This is a genomic window from Mesorhizobium sp. B263B2A (assembly GCF_020165775.1).
GTDB classification, from domain to species: Bacteria; Pseudomonadota; Alphaproteobacteria; order Rhizobiales; family Rhizobiaceae; genus Mesorhizobium; species Mesorhizobium opportunistum.
In genome coordinates this window covers 170,920-192,397 of record NZ_JAIUIU010000010.1, presented here as the reverse complement: position 1 = coordinate 192,397, position 21,478 = coordinate 170,920, and the positions used below count along the sequence as shown (strand labels likewise).

Here is a 21,478-nt window from a genome sequence, read left to right as displayed (position 1 = left end):
TCAGTTCTCACCCCGGAAAATCTTTTGCTTCAGGAACTGATCTACCGCTGTGGCAGCGCCTTGCTCGGCCGGCCCACCAGCCGCCGTAATCAGGCCCAAGAAGATATCCGCCCGCGCTTTCTCGATTTGCTTTACACCAGAAGTGTCGAGATAAAGGCCGACAGTCAGCTTATGAGTATCAGTTCGCGAATTTGTAACTCCCAAAGCCGCCTCGGAGATATGAAAATCAGGACCACCTGGTGAGAACGTCACCGAAGGGTTCACAGTGCCGCTGACGGTCGTTTTGAATTCGAGTTGGTCAACCATTGTTGGCGGACCTTTTACTGCGGTAACGTCCTTGCTGTCGCTTCCAGCAAGGTTTCCAAAAAGCGCAAGCACGAGGAAGTCATCCACTGCGCGTTCCATGCCAACCTTGCCCGCTATGGGATAAACTACATTGGCTTCGACGATCTTGTCCTTGCAGTATCTGGCATCCGTTTTATTGATTAGATTTCCGAAATTGTCCGTCACTGTAAATGATCGTTCGTTACCTCGTTGCCTATCAAAACTTCCTTGAAGTCCCAGCGAGAATCCTGACTGTGGAAGCGTTCGAAGAATTTTCATCGACGGATCGACGTTGTTCACTATAACCATGTTGAGGTCAAAATTGTAGGCGATGCCGGTGCTCCACAGCAGCCCTATTACAACTTTCGAGAACCCAGAGAGCGCGTCTGGTTTGAACTGACGTATGGTTTGGGGATTCGTGTTGTACAGTTGCTGGAACGATAGGCCGATCTGTCGTGAACGGTCGTCAACTTTCCCGGCGTCGTGGTTTGCCTCGCTGGTCAGGTAGGTAAAGAGCGAGTCAATCACTGCTTGCCGAGTCTCGCACCGTATCTGGCGGACAATGTTGTATGTCGACAGCCCTGTCACATCGTCGGGGAGTGGATGAATTCCGCAGGCAGTCAAAACAAAACATGTCACAGCCAAGAATGGGATGTGCTTTGTGCTGCGGCTACGCATGCATTGAATGCGCCGCCGCCACGACCGCACGGCGTCCACTATAGTGCCCATCGTCTTTGTCGCAGCCCCCGCCAATCCGATAGAAATCAATATACAGTTCTTTTTGGCGCCACTTGCAAGCGATTTATTCTACGCAAGAATTGTAGGCAAACCGCAGGCGCACGGGGCTCGGTCGAAGCTTGCGCGGAAAGTCACTAGGTAATACGAGGAAAACTCCTTGTTCCTAGCGATATAGTGTACTGCATTCGCCAGAGTCGTCTGAAATTCAGACAGCAATTATACCCATATAGAACGAAATCAGAAAGCACAAAATAAAGCCATTGATGGGAAAAGGTTAGGTATTGCATCGTTAGTATTCTTCCAAGATGCTTTCAATACGGCTAGATTTTTCAAATCGCGACCATTAACGAGTGTCGGCATCGGTGGTTTCTGTCCGTGACTTGAACCCGCACCCGTTCCCGACGAAAACTTGACCGGAGGCAGACCGGCTAGAACGGAGGGGAGCCACACCAAGGCGATGGGAGAACACGGCACTTGCCTATGCTGCAAGAGCTTCGGCGTCTGCCTCCTCGTCAGCCATGACCTCAGGAAACAATCGCGAAAGAGCAGCCCCTCTTGCCGGGCGATCGAGGGCGTACGATGTTCGCGTATGCTAATGGCAGCTGCTTGGAAATCATAGTGCCAAGCACGCAAGAGACCTCTGGTCCTTATCGTGTTTGAGCTGACGGCATGGTTTCTGACGTAAGGGCGCACCTGTGGAATATGTCGTAGACCAAGACTCTGGAGAATGATCCGAGTAGATTGGGCGCGTACATTTGCGTGTCAGGAAGCCGATGTCGGACAGCGATGAGACCTACTTCTGGGGCCGATTGCCCCAGACCACCTATTACTCAAAGCGCATCACCCAAATCGGTGAGAAGGACATACCTCCTAAAAGGTTCATGTATCGGGTGGTTGAGGGCAAAGGGGGGATCATCGCAGTGAGGGAAGGCAAAGAGGTCGTCCTGCGCAGGAGCAATGCCGAGCGCTACCAGTTCAAGGCGACACTGCACGAGGACAGCAGCAAGATCAGCACCTTGACCTTCCAGAAATGGAACAGCAAGGACATGCCCTACGCTGTCGATACCTTCCCGCTGTACGGGAAAGAGATCGATGAGCTGCTGACATTCATTAAGGCCTGCGAGACGATGATTTTTGTGGGCGAGGATGGCGGCAAACTGCCCGACCGCGCCCAGGTCCAGTCGTCGTTCGATCGTCGCCAGATTGCCAAGGCCCTGGTGGAAGATCCCAAGCTCCTAAATGCGGTGCTTGAAACCGATGTGCAGGCTCAGGAAATCTACAGCCTCGCCCGTCGCAAGAAAGAGTTGGCCTACTTCAAGCGGATGCTTGATGACGATGAATTCCGCGAGAGCCAGAAGGTGGCGGCCAACGGGCGCATGGAGGACGCGTGGCAGGCCTTCTTTGAGCGGAACCCATGGATATTTGGCTACGGTCTCTCATACATCCCGATGAGCAAGCTGGACGGCCAGACGCTGAAGTCCAAGGTCGCCGGATACAACATCACCGGCCGGGGCAAGGAGGTGGACGGGCTCATGAAGACCGTCGCCGCCATCAACTCGCTGTGCTTCGTAGAAATCAAGACCTCCGAAACCGACCTCGTAAGGAGCTATCGACCCGGCGTCTTTGCCCCGAGCTTCGAGCTTGCAGGCGCAGTCTCACAGATACAGGTTACGGTCCAACGAGCGCTGGAAGACCTAACGGAAGTGTTTCGGCCCACCCATTCCGAGACGGGCGACTTGACCGGAGAGACCCTTTTTCAGTTTCAGCCCCGCTCATTTCTGGTCATTGGCAACCTTGGAGAACTCGATAGCCCGAACGGCGCCAACAAAGATAAGTTTCGGTCGTTCGAGTTGTTCCGTCGCTCGCTCCGCTGGCCCGAAGTAGTGACGTTCGATGAGCTATATGCCCGGGCCAAATTCATAGTAGATGACTCTGAGACCGTGACGAAATAGCCCACCGCTATCTGCGCGCTTACGCCGACGGCTACGCCCTCACGACGATCAACCCCAAAGCGGCAACTTTTGGCTCATGCTTACGAGCAGATCGCAGATGGCCAAGAGAGGGTCGGATCCCGACCGTTCACCGCGCGCGCCCGCTGTGCCCCGGAACGGCTCGACAGGGTGGATAGCGGGAATGGCTGCAATGCGGAGGGCTCCCACATAATGCTGCCACTAACGATCCCGTCTGCGTGATCTGAACAGGGCTAAGGTATAGAGTTGTCACCTACAGGGCGTCTTGGCCCGCACGGAGACAACAACGCGGTCGACCGCCCGAGTTCCTTCATCGGCGATTTCAAGCTGGCCGACAATGTCGGGCACAGCCTCGACGTAGTCCGTACATTGCGTACGCTACGGGAAGAAGCGAACCCCGCCCGGAAACGCTACCTCCAAAAGCCGATGATCATCCTGAACGTGGCGATCATCGAGGCCCTGCTCTACGACCTCCACAAGCGGGTCAAATGGTTCACGCATGAAGGCGTAATGGGTATGCCGGCGAATATCATCACCTACATCCGCGGCCAACAGATCGACAAGCTGGAGACCCTCATCGCGAGTTGCCGGAAGCACGACCTGTTCGATGAACCCGGATCGACGTTTTACGACGACCTTGACCTTCTCAGGCGGATTCGGAACCGGGTGCATCTGCAAAACGAGAAGAACGATCTGGAGCCGGACGACTCCAACGCGTTTTCGGCCGAACGGCTCGCGCTCTCCGAGCGGGCGGTGGAATTCGTCATGATGACGCTCGAAGCCAAGCATCCGCGGCCTGGCAACACCTACACTCAGCCGTTTCATCTGCCGTCGCTCCTACGCGGCGCTAGCCCGCCACGCGGATAGTTCGGAAACAAGGAGCGACGGCTTTCGGGAAGCCGCCAATGACCTTGGAACGACTGCAATGGAGGTCGACATCAGAATGGCAACTATCTGATGTTGGTCCCATAAGCCGACAGACGGCTCACGGCCCGAACTGGACATAGAGCAGATAAGTAGGCAGCGGCGGTTACCAGAGGGGATTGCTCCCCAGCGTCGTCAGGCGAAACGCCTAAGCTCGAAGGCGGTCCATCGCCGATCACCGGATGGCCGAATGGGCCATGTGAACGCGTATCTGATGGGTGCGGCCTGTCTCCAACCGGCATTCGACCAGGCTTGTGGCTCGTGCTGAAGGTTGTTTCGAAGCTTCATGCTAAGGCCGCAATCTGATCTGAAGTTCATCGAACTCGCTTGCATCGAAGCCATTGCCGACCAGCCGGACAAGGTGGGCCAGGAGATCGTCCTGTCTTGGCTGCCCAAACGCCAGTCGGTAGACCGTCAGGCTTCGTTTCAGCCATTGGAGCCGCTTCTCCTCTCGGCTCAATGGTATCAGCGGCACGCGCCGCTCTACCTTAGTCGAGCCCTCAAAAATCCAATATGGAATGAGCTCGTCGCGGCTTTTGGTAGCGCGTCGTGCTGCGGCGAACATGGCGGCCCAGGGGTCTGCAGGGGGCTTTCGGCCTTGTCGAACTGCGTGAGCGTGTGCCTCGGCGACGTTCAGGCGAATGGCGTGGCCCTTGAAGCGGTGGACCCGCCCTTCGCGCTGCTCCAGATCGACCGGGTTGCCTGGCAAGTTCCAGTGATAGACCCGGTGGCAATACGGATGGAAGTCCAAACCCTCCTGGCCGATCGAGGTCGTGGCAAGGACGAATGGCCTGAAGGGCGAGTTAAAGGCTTCGCGGACCGTTGACAGCCGAACGGCACCACCTTCCTCATCCTTGAGCTCGGCCAGGCGCATCGCAAACCGACCGCGCATCTTGATTGGCTTTCTGAAGACAATGCGCCCGTTCTCGGCCCTGACGTCGTCGACCTCGATCTGAGATGGGCGAATGGACAGCGCCCTGACCATGGCCTCTGCCACTCCTTTGGCGCGCTCGGTCGGCGACTTGGCGACCAACCCTTCGCCTTCTACGAGGTAATGGGCGTATTCGTCGAGAACGGATTGGAGATTGTGTGCTGCGGAATGGGCGAGAACGCTGCGCCAATAATGCTCATCGCTCTCCTGGCGTAGCAGCGCCACGGTCTCGTGCTGGTTGAACAGGGTCCTGAAACCCCACGCCACGTGGGCCGCGGCCTCCAGAAGCTCTGGGGCATCCCAGGCAAGTTCGGGCGCAATGCGTCGAATGGCGCGGACCGCGCACACCGCGGGGCTTCCCAGCGCAACATCCACGAGCAATTCCAATGCAGTTTCGCTGCCGTCTTCTCCGATACCTTTTGCGGAGATCAGCACGGCGACGTGGTCTCGGAAACCTGCTTCATTGCCGGTCGAGGCGAAGGCTCCGCTCCGCAGCCATTCCGATGCCCTATTGCCAGCCGCGACGTCCAGCAACGCTGCCGTCGACCATTCCCAGTCTCGCGCGCTCAAGGTTTCGCCATCCTTGGCCTTGGGAAGCCCAGCAAGACGTTCGGCGAGCTTGTTGCGCAATGCGGTCCGCATCTCCTCGATGGAGGGCCGTTTGGCAGCGGCCGCAAAAACCGCAAATGGGTCGCCCAGTTCGGCCAGCAGAGGGGAGGGATAGATGAGGTTGAGCGTGCGCAGCGTGGCCGGCCGATTGTTGGCATCCAGCCGAAACTGCAAAGGCCGGCGTTTCGCTGCGTCGGAATAGGCCAGCTTTGTTTCCGCAGCGCCCATACGTCGTTCGGCTTCGTAGGAGATGAGGGCTGCGAGCGCGTCCGGGACCATCTGCCAAGCGGAGAAGACCAACGCCTTGGTCAGCGGCGGCGCCTTGGCCGCTTCCCCATAGTAGGGGAGCGACGGGGTGATCCAGAGGTGCTGATCAAGCTTGGCGTCGAACAGGTCCGACATCAGTGCTCTCAGCCGGGCATTACCCGGCTCCACTGGCTGGTACTTCTCGATGTCGTCCGTCCGCAGTGCCAACGCTTCCGCCTCGGCAACTGCTGCGACAAGAGCGGGGTTGGGCTTCGCCACCGCGTCCTTAAGCAACTTCTTAAGTTTGTAGTCGCGCATGAAGTTCAGCAGGTAGGGCGCGGACTTCCAGTATTCGATGATCTCCGGCGCCCCAGCGCTTCGCGCGACCTGCGCCGCCACCATCGCTTGACGAAGATCCTCCGCGGCTACCTTCGCTTCCATCTGTGGCTCGCTCAGCATCGAGTCCCTCTCGATGGTGCTGTCGACCCTTTCGGTGCGGCTCATCACCTTCTTGAGGCGAGCTTCGATGCCCTTACGAGCCTTCTTCGCTTGCTTGGTCGCCGCCGGCAACTGCTGGAGGAAGCGTCGAAACTGGCGCATCTCCAGGTCGAGTTCATCAGCGACCGCGGAGGCGCGATCACGACCGTGCAGGAAGCCGATCGTCTTAAGGAAGTCCTTGTAATGGTCGCCGTCATCGGGCGAGTCCGCGGACAGCGTCAGCATCTTGTATGGGGTGGCCGAGAGCAGCAGGGTGCGGGCACCCGTTTCCTGATCGCCATACTCGAAGAGGGCGCGCGCCAGCTCGGCGGCATCGTCCTCGCCCGATAGCAGCTCGCGGAAACGCTGAAATTCGTCGAGGATGATCAAGTCTGGTTGTAACGCCATTACGCAAGCGTGCGAGAGCGTCTTTCTCAGTTTGGCGACCAGGGACGTGCGCGCCCAATTGGATGGCTTCGGGTTTTTCTTCCGGTACGTGCTGAAGAGCTCGCACACCTCGCCCAATTCGGCCATGAGCACTTTGTTCTTCGAGACGGCGGACTGGAAGCGATGGACGGTCGTCTTGTCGATGCCGTCCAGGGTCATCTGGCTGACCTGCCAGTTCCAATTCTTTCGGCTAGCGCCCACCTGCAAAGCGTTCTTTAGCGAGGCCAGTGGCGCCAACGGTTCGAGTAATCGCAGCAGCAGCGCGCGCTCTTCCATCACGCCGTTCGACGAATGCAGGTTGAAGGTCGTGCCGGGCGTGAGGCTGATGAAGTTCACGCCGTTCGCGTTGATTGTGTTCTTCTCGCGCATCCGCAGCGGCATCAACGTGATGCGCGTGGGCAGGGCCATCGCTTCCTTGCCCATCACGTTCAGCCGGTTGAGGTTCTGTGCCGCAATCGACTGATTGGAGCAGATGTAGACGATGTCGATGCGCTTCGCTTTGGGCCAGAGCATCTCGATGGTCTTGGCGACGATACCGCGGGCGACCATCGTCTTGCCAAGGCCGACCTCGTCGGCAACTAGGAATTGGCGCACTTGGTCGGACCCGTGCAAACGGTCGAAGACGTAGTCAACCGTTCTGCGTTGGAAGTGCTTGAGCTGTGCCAGCGACAACGACGCATCGAAAGGCTCACCGCGCATCTTGAGTCTCCAAGACCGTGCGGAACACCCGCCAGAGTTCCTTGAAGTGCGGTGGGAGGCGGTCGTCGGTGCCGTCCTTGGCGCTGGCTTCCATCCGGGTCACGAGCCTATCGACGGCGCCGAGGCGCCCGTCACCAGCGCAAAGGGCACGCATGAGATCTTCAAGGATTGGCTCGTCATCTGCGCCGGATCCCCAATCCCCCTTGGAGTTGCCGTTCGTCTTGTTGGGCGGTGGCAGTGGATGTTCGATGAAGGACGCCAGAAGGAGCCGAAGGTAAGCCATGAACTTTTGTCGGCTGTCGACGACCCAATTGAGGATGGCAAGATCGCGCTCCTCCGGCATGCCCTCGACGTCGAGACCCGTGCTGAAGATCTCGCTGCGACCCGTTGCGAGATCAGTGATCTCCATCGCGATGAAGCGGGTGAGGTCAACCAGCGGGACCGAACCGAGATCGATGGGAGAGTCGGTTCGGATGCCGTCAAGCACGTCCTTGGCGTGACCCTCTCCAAGAGTGATCGGCCACGCGCGAATCCGACCGAGCTCTTCAAGCTGCAAACCGTCACTCGGGATCAGCCACAGCCGCCAACGCTTGGTATCGTCCTGCAGCGCTTCGCAGCGAAGCGACAGTACTCCGCGTGCCAGAGTTCTTCGTGCATCAAGAAGGCGCTGCTCGGCAGCGACCTCTTGGGCTGCAGTCGCTTCGACCTCGTCCGGCTCGAATGCCCTCAACATCCTACCGAAGCCCTGGTCGCCCAGGATGTCGTCGATGGAGCCGAGCTTGGACTTCTGACCATGGAGGCTCGCGAAAACCTCCACGTTCCGAGTCGACTGTCCCCGTTTGTTGAGAAGGGCGGTACGGGTGGCGTTGCCCGACCCCAGAGTGAGCGTCGTACGTCGGCCTTCTTCCTGAACGAAGATTTTGGCGTGAAGGCCCTGCTGCTCATTCGGCAGAGGCTCCTCGCCATCGTCGCCTTCTGCCATTTCGTCGAGCACCAGGACCTGCTTGAACTTGCCCAACGTCGCCTTAGGGATGCAGGCAAGCTGGTCGGGCCTGCTGATCAGTTTCTTAGCCGCGCGCGGTGCCAAGGCAGCCAGATGCTCCAGGGCCTCTTCGTCAATGAATGGGGACATCACGGCGATGCTCCTGCTCTTGGCTGGCTTCCAGCCCCCGGCTCCAATGCCATTGACGTGTAAATCTAAGGCGTCGCAGCCCGGAGGCATGTCCCATTCGGCGTATCTGAGTTCGTCGGCCATTGCCAAGGTCATGCGTCGCCGCGCGTCGTCCATCGATCCAACGGCCATGCTTGGCAATTGTTTAAGCAGATCGTACAGTGGCCTGTTGCCAGCGGAGGGCCTCGATAGGACCGTCCCATCGAGCGACAGCGCAGCGTCCCAGGATCTATCGCGCGTCAGGTTGCGCGACAGGATCAGCAAGCGCATTTTAATTGGATCGTCGTGGTCGAGCGGCTTGAAGCGCATTGCCCACAACTTGGGATGGAAGCTGCCATCGCCCGGCGACTTCACTTCAACGATGGTCTTCTCAAGGAGTGAGGTCAGGCGTGATCCCTCGCCCCTGTCGGCATGGATCTGCCCGGCATCGGCGTAGACGACAAGTCTTTTAGCGGTGCGTTCAACGGCTTCGAGCAGTGCGACGTGGTCGCTCAGGACATCGTCTCGGTTCTTAGACACCAAGAAGGCAATGCTGACCGAGGTTGCCAAGGCAGTCTCGAAATCCATCGAGAAGGTTGTGGCCACCCCGCAATCGAACTCGTAGCCCGGGGGAGCCTTCAGGCTATCGCCGTAGAGAAGCCGCGTTTCCGGATCCAACGTCGACCTAGCCACGGGCAAGGTCCTGCAGATGACGGCTCGCTTGCGACCAGCGGAACTGGAGGCGGTAGGCGCCGGACGCCCCCTTCCAGCGGCTCAGTGCTGCCTGGTTGGTAAAGCGCGACAGTCCCTTCTTGAGGCGCCGCTCTCGCTCCTTCACCAATGCCAGCCCCTTGGCCTTGTTTCGCTTGAGGCCGCCACTGATCTTGAGCAGGTCGGTCCAATCGGTTACGAACCGTCGCGCCGGTTCGAGCACCCGATGCGCGGGGTGGCGGATCTCGTCCCAGAAGTCTTCCAGCGACCAGTGCTTCAACCGGGCAAGATCAAGGTCCTGCTGCCACTTCGCGATGCCCGACTTGTAGTCCTCGACCCAGTCCTCCTTGCCCCGGAGCTGGCTGAGCTGCAGATTGTAGTGAAGGGCAGCACCGTACATGGCCTCCGAGAAGATCGAGGCGTGCTCGACGAGCCGGCGCATGCGGGCCGGGAATTCGGAGACGTGCGGATGTGCCCAGATGTAGCCGGCCCGAGCATTGCCGCCCTTCCGAGCGAGGAAGGTCAGCAAGCTATCGGGATTGCTGGCGTTGAGGCGGTCCACGATGAATTCGGCTTCCTCATCGCTCAGTGCAAAGCTCGTGTTTTCGAAGAGGCCCTTTGGCGCCGCGGGAAGCTGCGGATGCCACAGCGCTAGCCTGGAACTGTTCGCATCATAGTCGTCTTCGGCGTGGTCCCTGCTGGACTCTTTCGGCCAGGACGGCAGCGAAGCGGCATAGGAGTCGATGGATCCGGGGAACAACCGGATGCCCCAATTTTCCAATCCAGCCCAATAGACGCTGGCCGGCGGCCTCTTCAATTCGCGGCCGGCATTCACGCCGATGACGCCATTGCTCTCCTTGCCCGCGACCAGGGCATTACGAAGCTTGAGCTGATCGGACCGCATCTGATCAAGCACCTCGATGGAGCTGCGATGCCGAGGAAGCCGGGAGAAGATCCAAGGCACGAACAGCATGTAACGGAGGCGAGTTTGAACGGTGCTGGTGCCGGGGAAGAGGTGATCGGCAATTGAATCCCGGATCGCGCCCAGCCCCAGCTCGTCCCTTGCCTCATGCTCGGTGAAGAGCTGCATCAGGGCGTTCGCCCGGTCGCGCTCCTTTTCGTCGAAATCAATCCATCCGATTGAAGACAAGAGTATCCCCTCATGTGCGGTGCACACAAAAACTAAATGTATGAAGCGCTTGGTGCGCCCCTTCACCAGCCATAGCAACGTGCACGAATAAATAGATTCGAGCAATTAGGGGGTAGAGGTTATTAGTCAGGTTTTTGCTGTTTTGACGCGCAGTGGAAGAATGCGTCGAATTATGACGGGTAATCGATAGAAGGGCCTCGCATGTATGAGCTGCGTGGTTCGCCGCGAGCTCCAAGCAGCGGGGATGATGGCGCAGGATTGGCTCTAATGAAAGAGGGGTGCGTAGCAAGAGTTAGGGGGCAGCGTCGATGCTTCTCAACCGGCCCCTTCGCTTCACGGAAGCGGGCACCTTAACGCCAAGCGCTTTCCGAAAGCGGACAGTCCGGATACGGTCCCAAACAGGACCATCTCTTTCTTTAGGATCTAATCCGGCTTGAGATTGTTCCCCTAGGTACTGACGACACACGGGGCTAGCATGGGGCTTACTGGGAGGTGGGGGATGACAAACGTCTCGATCCGCCGGGCAGACTTCATGATGGTCCTGGCCTATGCTTCGGACCTCGCCACGGGCCATTCTCGCGATTTTGCGCTGAAATCCTGCGTGCTTGCGATGCGGATCGCCACGCTTTCGGGCCTTTCCGACGAGGTTCGCCGTAACGCATATCACCAATCTATGCTGCGTTATGTCGGCTGCAATGCCGATACAGACCTGCTGTCAGCTACCTTCGGCGACGAAATCGCGCTCCGCCAGGACCTTGTCGGTCTCGACATGGGCAACCGTGCGGAGCTGGGCAGGGTTTTCGTGCAGGCCTTCAAGCGGGTCTACTATGATCTAGCCCCTGACGCGCAGGCTAGGGCGATCGAGGCCGCCATGTCGCAGGCGCTCGCGGTGGCCCGCCCGGTGCTCACCGCGCATTGCGAGGTAGCGCAACGGATCGGAGAGCGGCTTGGCCTGTCCGAGAACATAAGGCGCAATCTTGGCCAGATCTACGAACGCTGGGATGGCAAGGGCCTGCCGCGCGGCTTGAGCGGCGAGGATGTCTGATCACGCTGGCGCAGGATGCCATCGCGCTCAGCGAAGCAGTCGGTATCGACGGGATGGCCCGAACCATCGCCAGCCGCGCCGACGGCCCCTACGAAGCGGATCTGGCCCGGCTCGTCTCGGCCAATGCGGCGGGCCTGATGGAAGGCATCGGTGCGACGGTCGACCGCGAGACGATCTTGGCGCTGGAGCCCGATCCGCCGGTGACGCTGGATGAGGCCGCTTGCGATGAGGCGTTCCTTTCCATCGCCGACATGATCGACATGCGCATGCCGTTTACGCAAGGCCATTCGCGGATGGTATCGGAACTGGCCGCGGGTGCGGGTGAACGGATCGGGTTGCCCGGGACTGATGTGCGCGCGCTGCGCTGGTCGGGCTGCATCCATGATATCGGCGAACTCGTAGTGCCGGTGGCGACCTGGATGCGCAATGGCCCGCTGTCGGTGCGCGAGCGCGACGCGGCGCAGCTGCACGCTTATTACGGTGAGCGGGCGCTGGCTTCCTTCGGCCACGATGGCGATGCTATGGGCGCGCTCGTGCTGCGCCATCACGAGCGCCTAGACGGTTCGGGATATCACCGTAAGGTCAGCGGTTCCGACCTATCTCCGGCGGCCAGGATCCCCCCCCCCGCCGAGGCCTTTCAGACGTCGCGGGAGGAACGTCCGCACCGCAACGCACTGTCCAGCGAGGCGGCGGCGACGCAGTTGCGTGCAGCTATTCGTGACGGCTGTATCTGCCCCGACGCTGCCGAGGCCGTATTGTCCTTCGCCGGGCAGCAGTCTCGCCGGGCTTTGCCGCAGGCGCTAGCCGGCATGACGCGGCGCGAGATCGAGGTGCTGCGCCTGATCGCCGCCGGCCTTACGGTGAAGGAGACGGCTCGCAAGCTCGATATCTCGCCCAAGACCGCCGACCACCACATCCAGAGCGTCTACTCCAAGATCGGCGTGGCCACCCGCGCCGGTGCCGCGCTCTATGCGGTCGAGCACGGCCTTGTCCGGCCGGGCGAAATGCCGGCATAGGGAATCCACCCCATGCGCGCCCGCTCCGGCACGCGCATCGTGATCCTGTCGACGGACCAATGGTGGCCGCGACCGACAGGAGGAAATCAGATGCTTCTCGCAACGACCAAGGTGGCGGACGTCGACCACTTCATCCGTATCTTTTCGACCAAGGGCGCCGACAAGCGTCGGCTGCACGGCTCGAATGGCGCAACCGTGTTCCGCGACCCGAGCGAACCTGACCGCGTCTGGGCGATCTTCGACTGGGACGCCGAGGGTTGGAAGAACTTCGTGTCGGATCCGGAGGTCCCCGCGATCCTGCAGGAAGCCGGCCATGTCGGCAAGCCGCAGGCGGCATTGCTGCTCGGCCACTACGAGGCCTGAGGTCAACCCTGCGCGCCGCCTGCCATCGGCGTCGGCGCCCCCGACGAACGCCAGAAGACGAAACCCAAGCATCGGAGAAATCAGATGGATCCGAAACCTATCAAGATCGGCCTCATCGCCGAACTCACCGGCCCGTTGTCCTTCATGGGCATCGCCAACGCCAATCTCACGACCATGCTCGTCGACGACATCAATGCCAAAGGCGGCTTGCTCGGCCGGCCGGTGGAACTCGTCATCGAGGATGGCGAGACCACAGACAGCGTTGCCAAGGCAAAGGCCGCGAAACTAGTCGACGTCGACAAGGTCGACGTGGTCGTCGGCGGCATTTACAGTTCGACCCGCCTGGCCATCAAGAGCGAGGCGGTCACCCGGGGCAGGACGCTCTACATCTACACCGAGCAGTATGAGGGACAGGAAAACGATCCCCTGATCTTCTGCACCGGGCCCGTACCCGCCCAGCAGGTCGAGCCGCTGATACCATGGCTCATGAACAGCACCGGCGCGAAGCGGTTCTATTTGCCGTCGGCCGATTACATCTGGCCGCATTTGCTGAACAAGGCCGCGAGCCGGGCGGTGCGCGCCAATGGCGGCGAGATCGTCGGCGAGGAGTATTTTCCGCTGGACACGGTCGATTTTCGCCGGACGGTGCAGCAGATCATGGCGAGCGGCACCGACGTGGTTTTCAACACCCTCGTCCCGCCGGGCCTGACGCCGTTCCTCGAAGAGTTGCACAAGGCCGGTTTCGGCAAACGCGGCGGCAAGATCGTCTGCACCTACTTCGACGAGAATTTCTTCAATCTGGTGCCGTCCGATCAGATTGAAGGCCTCTACAGCTGCCTCGACTACTACCAGGAACTCGACGAGCCGTTCGGCCGCGCGCTGTTGCGCCGCTACGGTGAACGGTTCCCCGGTGGGGCTACCCTGACCGCGGGCAGCGGATGCACCGGGCACTACCGGGCGATCAAGATGTGGGAAGCGGCGGTGAAGGAAGCCGGGAGTGCCGAGCGGGACGCGGTCGTCCGGGCGCTCGATCACGCCCGCATCAGCGAGGGACCGGGTGGACCGGCCGAAATGGTCCCCAGCCAGCACCATGTGCGGATGAACATGTACATCGCCCAGGCACAGAATGGTCGTTTCAAGGTGGTGAAGAACCTGGGGCCGATCGATCCGAACGAGCGCATCCTTACCGACGAATGCCAACCGAGCAACGTGGGGTGAACTGCGCGGTCCCTGATCACCGCGCTTCCAATCCGCGAGGGCGGCAAGGTGCCCTCGCCATCCACCTTGTAGTCGCGACCAGCAACGGGCCTGCCCCGAGATGGGGACGCGAGCTGAAAGACACCTTTCAGGGCTATTCGTGCCCGAATTGGACCGCCAGCTTCCGGCCCGGTGCAGACGTTTGAAAGACAAGAGGCGAACCCAGTATAGCCAGCTGATGCGCTTCGCACCTTGTAGATTCTCACACCAGATCAATAAGTTATTATAAAATCGCACATTGAAGCAATGGCTCGCAATGTGCGAGAAATGGCGAAAACGCCAGCAAAAACAACCAACCGACCGTCGCGCAATGTGCGCCCTTTTATCTTGCCATCGTCCTCGGTCGGGTTTCGCAGCCTTCCCTCGATAATACCAAACCATCGCTCCACCGCGAGGCAAGGTCCGGCAGACCCTCTATTGGCCGAAGATCTACGAAAAGAAGCAGATGATCTCGAAGCATAGCGCTGATACCTGCGGAGACTGGAGTTTCAGCTGAGCTCGATCTGCAGTCGCCTTGATGCTGGAAGCGCATTCCTGATGCAATCGAGGGCACGTTGAAAACGCCGGAATTGACCTCGGGAGCGAGTGGCCGGCCTGTCACATCGACACTGCGAAGACGTGCCAAAAGCAACCTGGCTGAACAACATGGAGGTAAGCCGACGTGTGGCAGAAAGACATTCTTGTGTTGCCAGACGATCTGATTGCGTTCGCCTGGTCTGCGCCAATGCGGGACTTGGCGGCGAAGCTCGAACTGTCCGACGTCGGACTGAAGAAACTGCTGACGCGATGTGGAATTGCGTCACCACCGCAAGGCTATTGGAACAAAATACGTGCCGGAAAGAGAGTGCCAGCACTACCGAAGGCGCCACCGCGGCGCCCCGGTGAAATGGGCCGAGCAAGTGTCGACGCGCGCTTCAAAAAGGTTCTGCCGATTGCAGCCCCTCTTGCATCTAATGGGCCATTTGCATCCGCTCTGGTTCCAGAAGACCTCGACGAACTCCACGCACAGGAATTGAAGGCGATTGGCAAAGTTTCTGTCCCTCAGTCGTTGGACAGACCTCACAAAGGGCTCGTTCAAATACTCAAGCAGGAGCGGCGCCGGCGCGATAAAAATGCAGAACGCGAGTGGACCTTTGACGAACCCAAGTTCGACAATCCACTAGGCAAGCGCCGGCTGAAAATCTTCAATGCGCTGTTTGCGGCACTCAGCAAGCGCGGCCATGACGGCGATGCCTACGAGCACGATGGAGAAATTCACGCGCGAGCAGCCATCGGGGACACCTATCTTGGTTTGGACATAGGAATAGTCGGCAGCCACCGCACCCTGCGTCAGCACGGGTACCTCCGGCCGGCGCCAGACCTGCCAGCATCAACCCCGCTAGCGCTGCGGATCGATCCGGGTTTTGACCGCAAGAATACAGTTTCTTGGCAGGATGACGGTGACGCCAAGCTTGAGTCAAAGATCGCTGAGATCGCGGCTGCAATCATCGTGGCGGGCGAGAAAAAGTTTCGCCTTAGTCTGCGGGAAGCCAAGGAGCGTGCAGAGCGGGAGCGGATTGAAAAGGAGAAACAGCGCCAGGAATGGCTGATTCAACTCAACCAAAAGCGCCTGCAAAATCTGCGGAACAGCGGCGAGCTTCTACGTCAAGCCGAAGACATTCGCGCGCTTGTTGAGCGCGTCCGTCGCGCGATCGATGATGGTTCGGCTGATATCGATCCCTCAGTGCTGGAAGCATGGCAACGTTGGGCACTCGAAGAGGCCGACAGGATCGATCCAGTGCGGTCTGGTCAAATTTTAACGCATCTCAATGAGCCGTCGAAATAGTAAGTCGGTGACGCCTTTCTGACCGACAGCCCGACTGTAGGCGAACATGGCTGGAAGCGATATGGAATAGCGGAATGAAGAGACGTACGACCCCATAGATGGCGGCATCAATAAGTGCAGAACGGTCCTTCCCACGACTGGCGGGAACGCAACAATGGCATGGGAATCCACGACAGAAATTCCTCTTGGAATGGCGATCTCTTTCCTCAGTATATTCGGTCGCCATGCAGACGCCGGTTTTCAAAGTGGTGGCCAATCGAAGCGAGGCGCCACCCTATGATCACATGCGAATCAGCTGGATAGGCTGGAATTCAGCAGATGCAATTCGGCGCAGAAGCAACATCACCAGGGAAAATTTTCGCAACAAAGCCGGCAGAACTCGCCGCGCCACTACCATCCAAGGTTAGTTAGGTCCTCGGATTGGCGAGGCCAAGCGGCCCTCTTTCATCCTGAGTTTCCTTCCCAACCGTATCGGTCACGGCAAAATGGAGACATCGGCTGCAGCAATCTGCAACAAACTCGGCCATTTCGAAGGATCGTTTTCGGGCGTACCTTTTGCCCACACCCTCACCACTTCGGCGGGTATTAAATCGTATGAGGCGATAGAGCCAGACTGTTGCACCACGTGGGCAAAGATCACGTCGATCCGCATCTCTGGTGCTTCCCGCTGTTTAACGTCAACCAAATTCCAGCTGCCTGGGTAAGACCAGTCTATGCCTATGCGCTGAGGTAGGTCCGAGTTACTGATGGACAGAAGCATTTGAGGGTAGTCCCTGTTGGGACGCGTGTTGAACGCGAAGATTGGCCGGAGACAGACGATTGCACCCGAACCATCACCTAGGGCCGCTGCGATTACTGCATCAATTGTTGCGCCAGGGTTGCGCGGCTCGATACCGGAGGCCTTAAGCCCGGCAAGGCGATCGAGGCCGCTGACATGCACGAACCAAGAATGGCTGTTGATGACGATCGTGCGGGCTCTTGCCATCCCCCCCGGCGTTAGCAGCTCGATGTGCGTGGCACTCAGCATATTTTCCTGCTCTGAGTAATCGGGATAAAGGAAGGTACGATCTATCGCTGAAGGAGGTCTTTGACCCTACGGTAGGCTAATTGTCTTCTCGAGGGTTCGCCGCAGCGGTGGGAACCTTGATCTCCACGAGAAGGGCGGGACCGCCTCCCAATGTGAAATCGCAATACGAGACATCAGAACCACTTTCATGACCCGAACTCCTCATCTCCAACAATCCGAAGCACTGACGTGAAGGAAGCTATGACGGCGTTATGTGGTGTTATCGTGTGAAGATCGTCATTTTCGAAATAATACTGTGTGATCCCGCCGAAAGTATCTGGCGAAATCGGATTGCGAGCATTCGGGTTGTGAAATATTTGCAGTTCGTCCGACCAGTATTCCTCATAATCTGGGGATAAAACATCTTCCTGAAAAGGGATACCGACATATGCATCAGGTGACGGATCGTATCGGTAACCGTGACGAAAATACATGTGTTTGTCGGGTACAAAGCCTGCGCGGAGCCCCATACGGTTGAATTTCGGCAAGGTGCCCGCATTCGAGAAAAGCACAGCTGATACGTTCTCTGCGCCTGGTAGGTCAAAGAAGCCTGTTGGAACGGTCTTACCGCCATATATGTGCTCGTCACCTTTCACCATGCGCCAATATCCGCCGCCGCCCTCTTCTTTCACCTCGAACACCACACGCTTGCCGTACAGATATGGCCAAAGCGCTGAATGGCTGTAGGTCATCGAACCCAGCTTTTCTAAGTCAGCCGGTTTATGGAAGTCCGCGACAGCGATGATGAAAGGCTTCCCCCGAGTTTCAGAACGGTCCCAGTAGGGCTCTCCCGCAGCGTTCTTTTTGTTGAGCTTACTGGTCAGGCTCGAGCCGAATTTCATCGGCATGTAGTTCTTCAAGAACTCTGCCTGCTCTTCTGGTGTTGTCGGCTCGGGATGCACCGCCAGTGGCCCCGCATTGGATGGAGAGACTGCTGTAGCTTCGACAGTGAAAGCAATTCCTGGTGCGCGGCATGAAAAATCTGGTGCTTCGGGTTGCGTAACGTCGAAACCAAGTTCTCTGAAGGCCGCCCACAGATAGAGTTCCCAAATTCTCTGATCGAACGCCGTAGTCTGAAATTCTTTGACGAAGTGCGGATCGGAAGGCGCGAGCCATGGCCCGATCTCTTTTAGTGCTGCGCGAGCAGGCATATGGCCAGCATCGTTCAATACCTCGAAGTAAGGGTGCAGTTTTTCGCCATGGTTAACACTAAGAAGGTCGAAAGGCGCGTTCGGCTCATCCCCCTGCCAACCGAAATCGGCGGGAATTCCCTCCTTCACCAGCCTTGCCATTTCTTGGAGCATCATCTCTGTCGCTAGAGGTTCGCTTTTGATACTGGCTTCTACTCTGCAACACCTAAACCGCCCGATCCGGTCTCGTGCGAGTATCATCCAAACGAAGTCCTCATCGGTAAAGTCGATACTGATCAGTCCAAGGATTCTCTCTTCATGATCCGCCCAGTACGAGATTTCGCCCGACAACAGACGACTGACGGCCATCCGGACTCCGATCGAGAGCAAGTTAAAGCGGGCCTCGCTGAGCGGCTTTATGAGCTTCTCGTTTTCTGACCGTTGCGCCGAACGCTTTTTCGCTTCACCCATTTTCCATACTCCCACACACGTTGCGACGAGAACTAGCATCCTGCTGAGACCTTCAACAAGAACAGGATAAGAGTATTGAATGCCTCGACGTAGGCAGTCGGTCTTCGCCCCGAAATAGACGCTGCGCGAACTGTCCTGTTGGCCGCATCGGGTGCCAAGAGCCCAAGACCAACGGCAAGGCCAAGCGGTTCATCCAGACCACGCAAAAAAGTAATGGGCCTATGCCATAGCTATCCGACCTCGGACCACCGCGCGGCCGAACTGTCGGTATGACTCCACCGATACAAATTGCGTCGCCCGCACAGCAGCTTAAAGTCCAAAATGTCGATCAGTCGCCTCGCCATAGCCGGGACAACCTGCTGAGGCTACACATCTAGGCCACCTTCTGAAAATGCTTCTGGAAAGCTGTCAGCAAGCCGTCATCGTTTGTGGCCTTGCAGAGGAGCGCAATGTCTGAGCCGGTCCTTAAGCGCACCGTGTAACGCGACGGTTTAATGGTCGCCGCTGCCTTATCGAACAGGGCTAGAGCTGTATCCTCTAGGGGAGCCGTCGCCCAAAACTCAAACTCATCCGCGGCAGCCATGTATCTGCCTGTGGCGCGCTCCCCGGACGGTCAACCGGGTCTGGGCTCGTAGATCGGGAATGCCTCGCAAAGCTCCTCGACCGACCGCCGAGCCGCCTTCTCCTGTTCGGCGCCCCATTGCGTTCCGACCGCATCCAGCACGTCGGCTATGAGATTGCCGACACGGGCAAACTCGCCCTCGCCGAAACCGCGCGTGGTGGCGGCCGGTGTGCCCAGCCGTATACCGGAGGTGACGGCAGGCGGCGCCGGATCGAAAGGAATGCCGTTCTTGTTGCAGGTCAGCCCTGCCCTGCCCAACGCCTCCTCCGCGTCCTTGCCGGACAGGCCCTTGCCGCGCAGGTCGACCAGCAGCAGATGCGTATCGGTTCCGCCGGAGACAATGTCGAATCCGCGCTCGCCAAGCGTCGCGGCCAGCTTTCTGGCATTCGCCACCATCTGCCGGGCATAGGTCTTGAACCCGTCCTCCAAGGCTTCACCCAGGGCAACGGCCTTGGCAGCAATGACATGCATCAGCGGGCCTCCCTGCAGGCCAGGGAACACCGCCGAATTCAGCTTCTTGGCGATGTCCTGGTTGTTGGTCAGGATCATGCCGCCGCGCGGGCCGCGCAGCGTCTTGTGCGTCGTGGTGGTGACGATATCGGCGACCTCCACCGGGTTGGGATGCACGCCGCCGGCGACCAGGCCGGCGAAATGCGCCATGTCGACCATCATCAGCGCGCCGACGGCATCGGCGATCGCCCGGATGCGCTTGAAGTCGATGATGCGCGGATAGGCCGATCCACCCGCGATAATCAGCTTTGGCCGTGTTTCCCGCGCCTTGGCCTCCAGCTCCTCATAGTCGATAAGGCAGTCGCTCTGGCGCACGCCGTATTGCACGGCGTTGAACCATTTTCCCGACAGTGTCGGCCGGGCACCGTGCGTCAGATGCCCGCCGGCGGCGAGCGACAGACCCATGAAGGTGTCGCTCGGCTTCAGCATGGCGAGCATCACCGCGCCATTGGCCTGGGCGCCGGAATGCGGCTGCACATTGGCGTGCGCCGCGCCAAACAGCCGGCAGGCCCTGTCGATGGCAGCCGCTTCGGCCAGATCGACATATTGGCAGCCGCCGTAGTAGCGGTGCCCCGGATAGCCCTCGGCATATTTGTTGGTCATCACCGAGCCTTGTGCCTCCAGCACAGCCGGCGAAACGATATTTTCGGATGCGATCAGCTCGATTTCGGACCGCTGCCGGCCCATCTCGCGTGCAATCGCATCGGCGACCACCGCATCCTGGAGCTTGAGGTTCCTCTGGAAAAAGCCGGTCATTCTGCTCGTCTCCTGGCGGCAAAAGGCGGACACGGTTTTCGGCGTCGCCATTGCCTGGTGTTGGAATTGAAACGGGGAGCTAGTTCACCGCGTCGGGCGGGGTGCGGCCTTCGAAGAAGGCCGACAGATTGTCGATCACCCGCATGCCCATTGCGATGCGCGTTTCGCTGGTGGCGCTACCCAGATGGGGCAGCAGCACGACATCTTCACGCTCCGTCAAGGCGCGCGGCACGGACGGCTCCGTCTCGAACACGTCGAGCCCGGCACCAGTAATCCGACGCTCACGCAGCGCCTGGACCAGTGCGTCCTCATCCACCACATCGCCACGCGCGGTGTTGATCAGGAAGGCTGATTTCTTCATGCGGGCAAGACGATGTTCGTTGATGAGGCGGGTGTTTTCGCCACCGCCCGGACAATGCAGCGACACGAAATCCGAGGCCGCCAGCACCTCGTCCACAGTCGCCAGCTGCCGCGCCGGCATGCCGGGGTGGGGAACCGGCTGGCTGTCGAAGAAGACGACCTCCATGCCGAAGCCGAAGTGACAGCGCCTGGCCATGGCCTGGCCGATCCTTCCCATGCCGATGATGCCGACGGTCTTGCCGCTGACCTGGGTGCCGCAGAGATGCGTCGGCCGCCAACCGGTCCATTTGTCGGAGCGCAGCTCGCGCTCGCCCTCTCCGGCACGGCGCGCGCACATCAAAAGCAGCGTCATGGCGAGATCGGCGGTGGCATCGGTCAACACGGCGGGCGTGTTGGTGACGATCAGCCCTGCTGCGCTGGCAGCGGCAATGTCGATGTGGTTGAAGCCGACACCGAAATTGCCAAGTATTCTTGCCCTGACTCCGCCTGCAAAGAGATCCGCGCCAAGCCGGTCGGTTACGGTCGGCAGCACGGCATCGGCAAGCAGCAGGGCCTGGCGAAGCTCTTGTTGCTCATAGGGCCGATCGGCTTCATTCAGCGTGACATGGAAATGGTCGCCAAGGCGCTGTTCGACGTCATGCGGCCAGCGCCGGGTAACGATTACCTTCGGTTTGCTCATGG

General features: G+C 59.2%; 15 protein-coding genes and 2 pseudogenes. 8 read left to right on the top strand and 9 right to left on the bottom strand.

What is annotated here, in order from left to right:
- Positions 1-1,002, bottom strand: a complete 1,002-nt coding sequence (locus LB568_RS17890) for a hypothetical protein (RefSeq protein ID WP_224730810.1) — start codon at positions 1,000-1,002, stop codon at positions 1-3.
- An 833-nt stretch (positions 1,003-1,835) separates the two neighbouring features.
- On the opposite strand from LB568_RS17890, the gene LB568_RS17885 reads away from it, so the two are divergent.
- Both LB568_RS17885 and LB568_RS17880 read left to right on the top strand, forming a co-directional pair.
- Entirely contained in the window at positions 1,836-3,014 is a 1,179-nt protein-coding gene (locus tag LB568_RS17885; RefSeq protein ID WP_224730809.1) for a Shedu immune nuclease family protein, read from the top strand.
- Between the two features lie 264 nt (positions 3,015-3,278).
- Positions 3,279-3,899 carry a hypothetical protein gene (locus tag LB568_RS17880; RefSeq protein ID WP_224730808.1) on the top strand — a complete coding sequence of 207 codons (621 nt, stop codon included), beginning with the start codon at positions 3,279-3,281 and terminating at the stop codon, positions 3,897-3,899.
- 224 nt (positions 3,900-4,123) lie between these two features.
- Here LB568_RS17880 and LB568_RS17875 read toward each other — a convergent pair.
- From LB568_RS17875 to LB568_RS17860, 4 genes and pseudogenes are all read right to left on the bottom strand, one after another.
- A pseudogene (locus tag LB568_RS17875) lies at positions 4,124-4,212 on the bottom strand (pseudouridine synthase); the annotation flags it as partial.
- Positions 4,213-4,245: 33 nt separating this feature from the next.
- The gene (locus LB568_RS17870; RefSeq protein WP_224730807.1) at positions 4,246-7,365 is read right to left on the bottom strand and encodes a helicase-related protein; all 3,120 of its coding nucleotides are present in this window, start codon (positions 7,363-7,365) and stop codon (positions 4,246-4,248) included.
- Positions 7,355-9,208: a phospholipase D family protein gene (locus LB568_RS17865; protein ID WP_224730806.1), complete on the bottom strand. Its 1,854-nt coding sequence runs from the start codon at positions 9,206-9,208 to the stop codon at positions 7,355-7,357. The genes LB568_RS17870 and LB568_RS17865 overlap by 11 nt, the downstream gene beginning before the upstream one ends.
- Positions 9,201-10,442, bottom strand: coding sequence for a DUF6361 family protein (locus LB568_RS17860; RefSeq protein ID WP_224730805.1), 1,242 nt, complete (start codon positions 10,440-10,442; stop codon positions 9,201-9,203). The genes LB568_RS17865 and LB568_RS17860 overlap by 8 nt, the downstream gene beginning before the upstream one ends.
- A gap of 433 nt (positions 10,443-10,875) precedes the next feature.
- Here LB568_RS17860 and LB568_RS17855 point away from each other — a divergent pair, with 433 nt between their 5' ends.
- The 5 genes from LB568_RS17855 to LB568_RS17835 all read left to right on the top strand — a co-directional run bounded on the left by LB568_RS17855 (position 10,876) and on the right by LB568_RS17835 (position 15,882).
- Positions 10,876-11,421: an HD domain-containing phosphohydrolase gene (locus LB568_RS17855; RefSeq protein ID WP_224730804.1), complete on the top strand. Its 546-nt coding sequence runs from the start codon at positions 10,876-10,878 to the stop codon at positions 11,419-11,421.
- 53 nt (positions 11,422-11,474) lie between these two features.
- Positions 11,475-12,437: an HD domain-containing phosphohydrolase gene (locus tag LB568_RS17850; RefSeq protein WP_224730803.1), complete on the top strand. Its 963-nt coding sequence runs from the start codon at positions 11,475-11,477 to the stop codon at positions 12,435-12,437.
- A gap of 90 nt (positions 12,438-12,527) precedes the next feature.
- A complete protein-coding gene (locus tag LB568_RS17845) occupies positions 12,528-12,800 on the top strand; it encodes a hypothetical protein (RefSeq protein WP_027024197.1) in 273 nt (90 codons plus the stop codon).
- 84 nt (positions 12,801-12,884) lie between these two features.
- Positions 12,885-14,018, top strand: a complete 1,134-nt coding sequence (locus tag LB568_RS17840; protein WP_224730802.1) for a substrate-binding protein — start codon at positions 12,885-12,887, stop codon at positions 14,016-14,018.
- Between the two features lie 700 nt (positions 14,019-14,718).
- Positions 14,719-15,882 (top strand): hypothetical protein, encoded by a 1,164-nt coding sequence (locus tag LB568_RS17835; protein ID WP_224730801.1) that lies wholly within the window; start codon positions 14,719-14,721, stop codon positions 15,880-15,882.
- A gap of 475 nt (positions 15,883-16,357) precedes the next feature.
- Here LB568_RS17835 and LB568_RS17830 read toward each other — a convergent pair whose 3' ends face one another.
- Both LB568_RS17830 and LB568_RS17825 read right to left on the bottom strand, forming a co-directional pair.
- Positions 16,358-16,909, bottom strand: coding sequence for a hypothetical protein (locus LB568_RS17830; RefSeq protein WP_224730800.1), 552 nt, complete (start codon positions 16,907-16,909; stop codon positions 16,358-16,360).
- A gap of 185 nt (positions 16,910-17,094) precedes the next feature.
- The gene (locus tag LB568_RS17825; protein WP_224730799.1) at positions 17,095-18,549 is read right to left on the bottom strand and encodes a hypothetical protein; all 1,455 of its coding nucleotides are present in this window, start codon (positions 18,547-18,549) and stop codon (positions 17,095-17,097) included.
- Between the two features lie 161 nt (positions 18,550-18,710).
- Between LB568_RS17825 and LB568_RS33690 the strand changes: the two are divergent.
- Positions 18,711-18,926 (top strand): annotated as a pseudogene (locus LB568_RS33690) (integrase core domain-containing protein); the annotation flags it as partial.
- 236 nt (positions 18,927-19,162) lie between these two features.
- Here the strand turns inward: LB568_RS33690 and glyA are convergent.
- Together glyA and LB568_RS17815 are read right to left on the bottom strand one after the other, a co-directional pair.
- Entirely contained in the window at positions 19,163-20,437 is a 1,275-nt protein-coding gene (glyA, locus tag LB568_RS17820; protein ID WP_024505107.1) for a serine hydroxymethyltransferase, read from the bottom strand.
- A gap of 79 nt (positions 20,438-20,516) precedes the next feature.
- On the bottom strand, positions 20,517-21,476 hold the full coding sequence (locus tag LB568_RS17815) for a 2-hydroxyacid dehydrogenase (protein ID WP_224730798.1): 960 nt from the start codon (positions 21,474-21,476) through the stop codon (positions 20,517-20,519).
- Positions 21,477-21,478: the final 2 nt, after the last annotated feature.